Source organism: Cupriavidus sp. 01L46 (assembly GCF_056399905.1).
The window spans coordinates 1-3,435 of sequence record NZ_JBFTSF010000463.1; the positions used below are offsets into that span (position 1 = coordinate 1).

A 3,435-nucleotide genomic window follows, 5' to 3' on the forward strand; every position below is an offset into this window, starting at 1 on the left:
ACCATTCAATATGGCGTGTCCAAGCTGTTGGGTGGCACCGCCTCAGTGGTCGCTATCAATACCGATTCCGTGGTTGGCATTGCGCCGACGGTAGGCATTCTGCACAGCATGACGATGGCTGCCGCGTCCTCGCAGTCTTTCAAGTTCACGGAACCGATCATTGTGATGCCAGGGAACGGACTGACCGGGTGGTCAACGGTGGTCAACGCCGATTTAGGCATGACATATGAGTGGTACGAGGAATCGGTCTGATGCTGTCGCGCCAGTCTTTCGCGCTGCTGATGGTGGGCGCGGTGGCCTACGTGGTGTGGCGCGCGCAGGATGACGCCGCCATGGTGGCAGCGCAGACCGGCGAGGACTACAGCGCTATGGACGCGCTGGCTTCGACAGTCGATGAGTGGACAGGAGCGGTAACGGATATGGTAAATCGCGGGCCGGTGGCCGACATGCAACCCAGCGCCAATGTGCTGGACGCGCTCAAGCAAAGCGAGAATCTTCGACTGACGCGCTACAACCTGGGCGATGGCGGATACACCATTGGATACGGGCATTTCGGCACGCTCGCACAGATTCCGGAAAGCATCACGCGCGACCAGGCGGAAGCCATGTTTGCCGATGACGTGGAAAGCCGCGCGGCCAAGTGGGTGCGGCTCTATGTCAAGGTGCCGCTGTCGCAAAACGAGTTCGACGCGCTGGTACATATCGCATACAACATGAGTCCGCGCAGCTTCAAGAAATTCGCGGACCAGGTGAACGCCGGCAACGGCATCGACGGCTTGGCGCAAGAGTCGGTCGGCTGGGTGCCGGCCAATCTGCAAAACGGGATCAGGAACCGCCGCAATCTCGAGGTGGCGATGTTCAACAGGGGGATTTATGGCTAAGGCGGCGGCAGGGGGCGGTGGTCCCGATCTGTTGATGATTGCAGCGGTAGGCGCGATGGCGCTGTTTGCGCTGCGCTCCACCAAGGCGCGCGCGGCGGTGCCGGGCACGGCAGTATCGCAGCTGCGGCCCGACTACACCGCGCAGCGAAACATCGCCTATACGCAGGCAGGCTTGGGGCTGGCTGGGACCATCGCCGGCATGTTCGGCGCCGGCTCGCCTGATTCCGTGATCAGCGGTGGGAAGGTGAGCGGCGTATTCGGTAGCGGCACATCGGCAGCGCTGGACTACAACGCCACCAATGGCTATATCGGATCGCTCGGAATCGATGCCACAAACGGCTACACGCCGGCTGAGTTCGGCGCAAGCAATGGCGCCTATACCTTCGGCTCGCTGGTCGAATCGCCGCCGCTCGGTTACTGGATGAGCGGGCAATGAAAGACACCACCGTCAAGCTGCTGCTCGCTGCCGGCGCCATCGCGGCGCTCATGATCGTCGTAAAAAAAAACGGCGGGATTCAGGGTGTGGCTGCGGGTGCAGTCAGCGCGGCAGTGGGGGCGGTGGGGGATGCGGCCAGCGGCGCGGTGCTGGGTATCGGTGACGCCTTCGGCGTGCCGCGGACCGACATGACTGCATGTGAGCAGGCCATTGCGGAGGGGCGCACATGGGATGCCTCGTTTGCCTGCCCGGCGGGCGATTTTATCAAGTCGGTGTTTGCCGACCGACAGCCGGATTATTTCGGCACCTTTGCAAGCGGCCCGATCACGCCGCAAGTGATCACTGAGAACGGCGGCGGCGCCGCCTTCGTTTATCCACGCATCAGGAGAGCATCATGAATTTTCTGCAACGTCTGCGCGAGCCGTCCACCTGGGCGGGCCTGGGCGGCATCGCCATGGCGATGGGCGCCAACCCGGACAAGGTCAACGTCACAGCGCAAGCCATTGCCGGCGTGCTGGCAGCGCTGGCCGTGTTCCTGCCGGAAAAGGGCAAGGTCGAGTAATGGAGTTCGTCACGTTCGATGCCGTCAAGTATCTCGGCACGGCGCTGCTGTCGGCGGGCGCCGTTTATGGTGGCATCCGAGCCGATCTGCGGGCCATGCGCGCGAGCATCGAGCGGGCGCACGACCGCATTGACAGACACATGCAGGGGCACAAGTGAGCAAGTGGATTCCTACGCCGCCCGAAGTCGTGCGCGAGGGCATCATTGTGCTGGGCGGCTTGCTGCTGGCCGCTGCGGTGCTGTCGCGGTTTCCCAAGCTGAAAGCCTGGGTAGCCGATCAAGGAACCGTCACGATCAAGGACGGCAACAACAAAGTGCTTTACTGACAGGAGGCCACTATGGCAACCCGCAAACGCAAGACCCCGCCGCGCAAGGCAAACGGCCAGTTTCGCAAGCGCAAGAAGTGAAAAAGCCCCGCAAGGGGCTTTTTTGCTACAGTCTCGCCAAGAACAACGGGAGAGCGTATGCGAGGGGTCGCGGTGGGATTGATCGTGCTAGGTATCGCCGGCTGTGGTGGGGTTCGGTACACCGGCACCGAGGCTGACGTGCAGCAGGTAGCCAGGGGAACGGCAGAGATGATGAAGAAGGACCCAAACAGCGATGTGGTGGCAGCAGCCGGAAAGGGCGCGCACGTAGCGCTTACCATGATGCTCGGGGCGCCCCAGCAAGAGGCGCCGCAGACCGTCAATCTTGATGGAAAACCCTGCGTGCAGATGTTCAGCGGCTGCTTTGCCAGCCAGGATAAGCAGGAACCGGAAAGTAGCGGGAAGGCTGGCAACTATACCGGCCTGCCAAAGGACTTCTACAAAACAACGTCCATCGGCAAGGACTAGGCGAGCATCAACGTGGTATCGGCAAGCATGGCCCGGGCAGGTTCCGGGCTTTTTTGCGCCCGGCGGCGCTGCATGTCGATGATCTCACCGCGCACCACGCCGAAGCGCGGCAAGGCCTTGGCATAGCCCATCTGGCGGGCAATATCCATGGCTTCCATCTCCTGTAAGCGGAGAAGCTCGGGCACCCACCAGGGCGGCGCGCGCCGGCCCGATAGCCAGGCGGAAATGGTGGCGCTKGTGCAGCGCAGGCGGCGCGCCAGGGCGTCGGCTGGGATGCCGGCGGCGTAGTGATCGAATTCCCTGAAAGTGGCTTGCTTGTACATGGCTCGTATTTTTATTGGTCGAAAAAAAGCCCCGGCAGGTAGCGGGGCTGAAAATTATCGACGCGGGGTGATTTTCTTGCTGGAAGCCGCGCCGGTATTGGCATGCAGTCCCGCTAAAGCGATTTAACATAATGATCATTATCGGTGGGAACGGTTGTAAAGGCCAAATCAGAATATCCGCTTCCAGCCACATCAGAATGTCCTCTGGATAGACCTATACTGGTAGCGCCTGGGTTGGACGGGAGCGCGCCGTGAAGGATCGAGGGTTGATCACCATGAGTCTGCGCGAAGTTGATCGCTTCAAGGTCATTCAGGCAACGGCCGAGGGCCTGCTGGCGCAATGGCGCGCCGCAGAGCGCCTGGATCTGACGGCGCGGCAAGTCCGGCGGCTGGTGCAGCGC

General features: G+C 61.8%; 10 protein-coding genes. 9 read left to right on the forward strand and 1 reads right to left on the reverse strand.

All coding sequences use genetic code 11. The annotated features are described in order from the left end of the window. From AC1DS3_RS36815 to AC1DS3_RS36850, 8 genes are all read left to right on the forward strand, one after another. On the forward strand, positions 1 to 252 hold a 252-nt coding region (locus AC1DS3_RS36815), incomplete at its 5' end, for a hypothetical protein (RefSeq protein ID WP_477129151.1). Then, on the forward strand, positions 252 to 881 hold the full coding sequence (locus AC1DS3_RS36820; protein ID WP_477129152.1) for a lysozyme: 630 nt from the start codon (positions 252 to 254) through the stop codon (positions 879 to 881). The genes AC1DS3_RS36815 and AC1DS3_RS36820, both read left to right, overlap by 1 nt. Before the next feature lie 34 nt (positions 882 to 915). Next, positions 916 to 1,317 (forward strand): hypothetical protein, encoded by a 402-nt coding sequence (locus tag AC1DS3_RS36825; RefSeq protein WP_477129153.1) that lies wholly within the window; start codon positions 916 to 918, stop codon positions 1,315 to 1,317. Beyond that, positions 1,314 to 1,715 carry a hypothetical protein gene (locus AC1DS3_RS36830; RefSeq protein WP_477129154.1) on the forward strand — a complete coding sequence of 134 codons (402 nt, stop codon included), beginning with the start codon at positions 1,314 to 1,316 and terminating at the stop codon, positions 1,713 to 1,715. Before AC1DS3_RS36825 ends, AC1DS3_RS36830 begins: the two co-directional genes overlap by 4 nt. Next, positions 1,712 to 1,879 carry a hypothetical protein gene (locus tag AC1DS3_RS36835; protein WP_477129155.1) on the forward strand — a complete coding sequence of 56 codons (168 nt, stop codon included), beginning with the start codon at positions 1,712 to 1,714 and terminating at the stop codon, positions 1,877 to 1,879. Before AC1DS3_RS36830 ends, AC1DS3_RS36835 begins: the two co-directional genes overlap by 4 nt. Then, the gene (locus AC1DS3_RS36840) at positions 1,879 to 2,037 is read left to right on the forward strand and encodes a hypothetical protein (RefSeq protein WP_477129156.1); all 159 of its coding nucleotides are present in this window, start codon (positions 1,879 to 1,881) and stop codon (positions 2,035 to 2,037) included. The genes AC1DS3_RS36835 and AC1DS3_RS36840 overlap by 1 nt, the downstream gene beginning before the upstream one ends. Further along, on the forward strand, positions 2,034 to 2,204 hold the full coding sequence (locus AC1DS3_RS36845) for a hypothetical protein (RefSeq protein ID WP_477129157.1): 171 nt from the start codon (positions 2,034 to 2,036) through the stop codon (positions 2,202 to 2,204). Before AC1DS3_RS36840 ends, AC1DS3_RS36845 begins: the two co-directional genes overlap by 4 nt. 249 nt (positions 2,205 to 2,453) lie before the next feature. Further along, entirely contained in the window at positions 2,454 to 2,711 is a 258-nt protein-coding gene (locus AC1DS3_RS36850) for a hypothetical protein (RefSeq protein WP_477129158.1), read from the forward strand. Here AC1DS3_RS36850 and AC1DS3_RS36855 read toward each other — a convergent pair. Continuing rightward, entirely contained in the window at positions 2,708 to 3,034 is a 327-nt protein-coding gene (locus tag AC1DS3_RS36855; protein ID WP_477129159.1) for a hypothetical protein, read from the reverse strand. The genes AC1DS3_RS36850 and AC1DS3_RS36855 overlap by 4 nt on opposite strands. Positions 3,035 to 3,309: 275 nt before the next feature. Here AC1DS3_RS36855 and AC1DS3_RS36860 point away from each other — a divergent pair. Continuing rightward, the coding region (locus AC1DS3_RS36860) for a helix-turn-helix domain-containing protein (protein ID WP_255504272.1) at positions 3,310 to 3,435 on the forward strand (126 nt) is incomplete at its 3' end.

What these genes read in the sequence shown, in the direction of transcription:
- AC1DS3_RS36820 (WP_477129152.1), top strand. Translation starts at nt 252, where the DNA reads ATGCTGTCGCGCCAGTCTTTCGCGCTGCTGATGGTGGGCGCGGTGGCC.
- AC1DS3_RS36825 (WP_477129153.1), top strand. Translation starts at nt 916, where the DNA reads ATGATTGCAGCGGTAGGCGCGATGGCGCTGTTTGCGCTGCGCTCCACC.
- AC1DS3_RS36830 (WP_477129154.1), top strand. Translation starts at nt 1,314, where the DNA reads ATGAAAGACACCACCGTCAAGCTGCTGCTCGCTGCCGGCGCCATCGCG.
- AC1DS3_RS36835 (WP_477129155.1), top strand. Translation starts at nt 1,712, where the DNA reads ATGAATTTTCTGCAACGTCTGCGCGAGCCGTCCACCTGGGCGGGCCTG.
- AC1DS3_RS36840 (WP_477129156.1), top strand. Translation starts at nt 1,879, where the DNA reads ATGGAGTTCGTCACGTTCGATGCCGTCAAGTATCTCGGCACGGCGCTG.
- AC1DS3_RS36850 (WP_477129158.1), top strand. Translation starts at nt 2,454, where the DNA reads ATGATGAAGAAGGACCCAAACAGCGATGTGGTGGCAGCAGCCGGAAAG.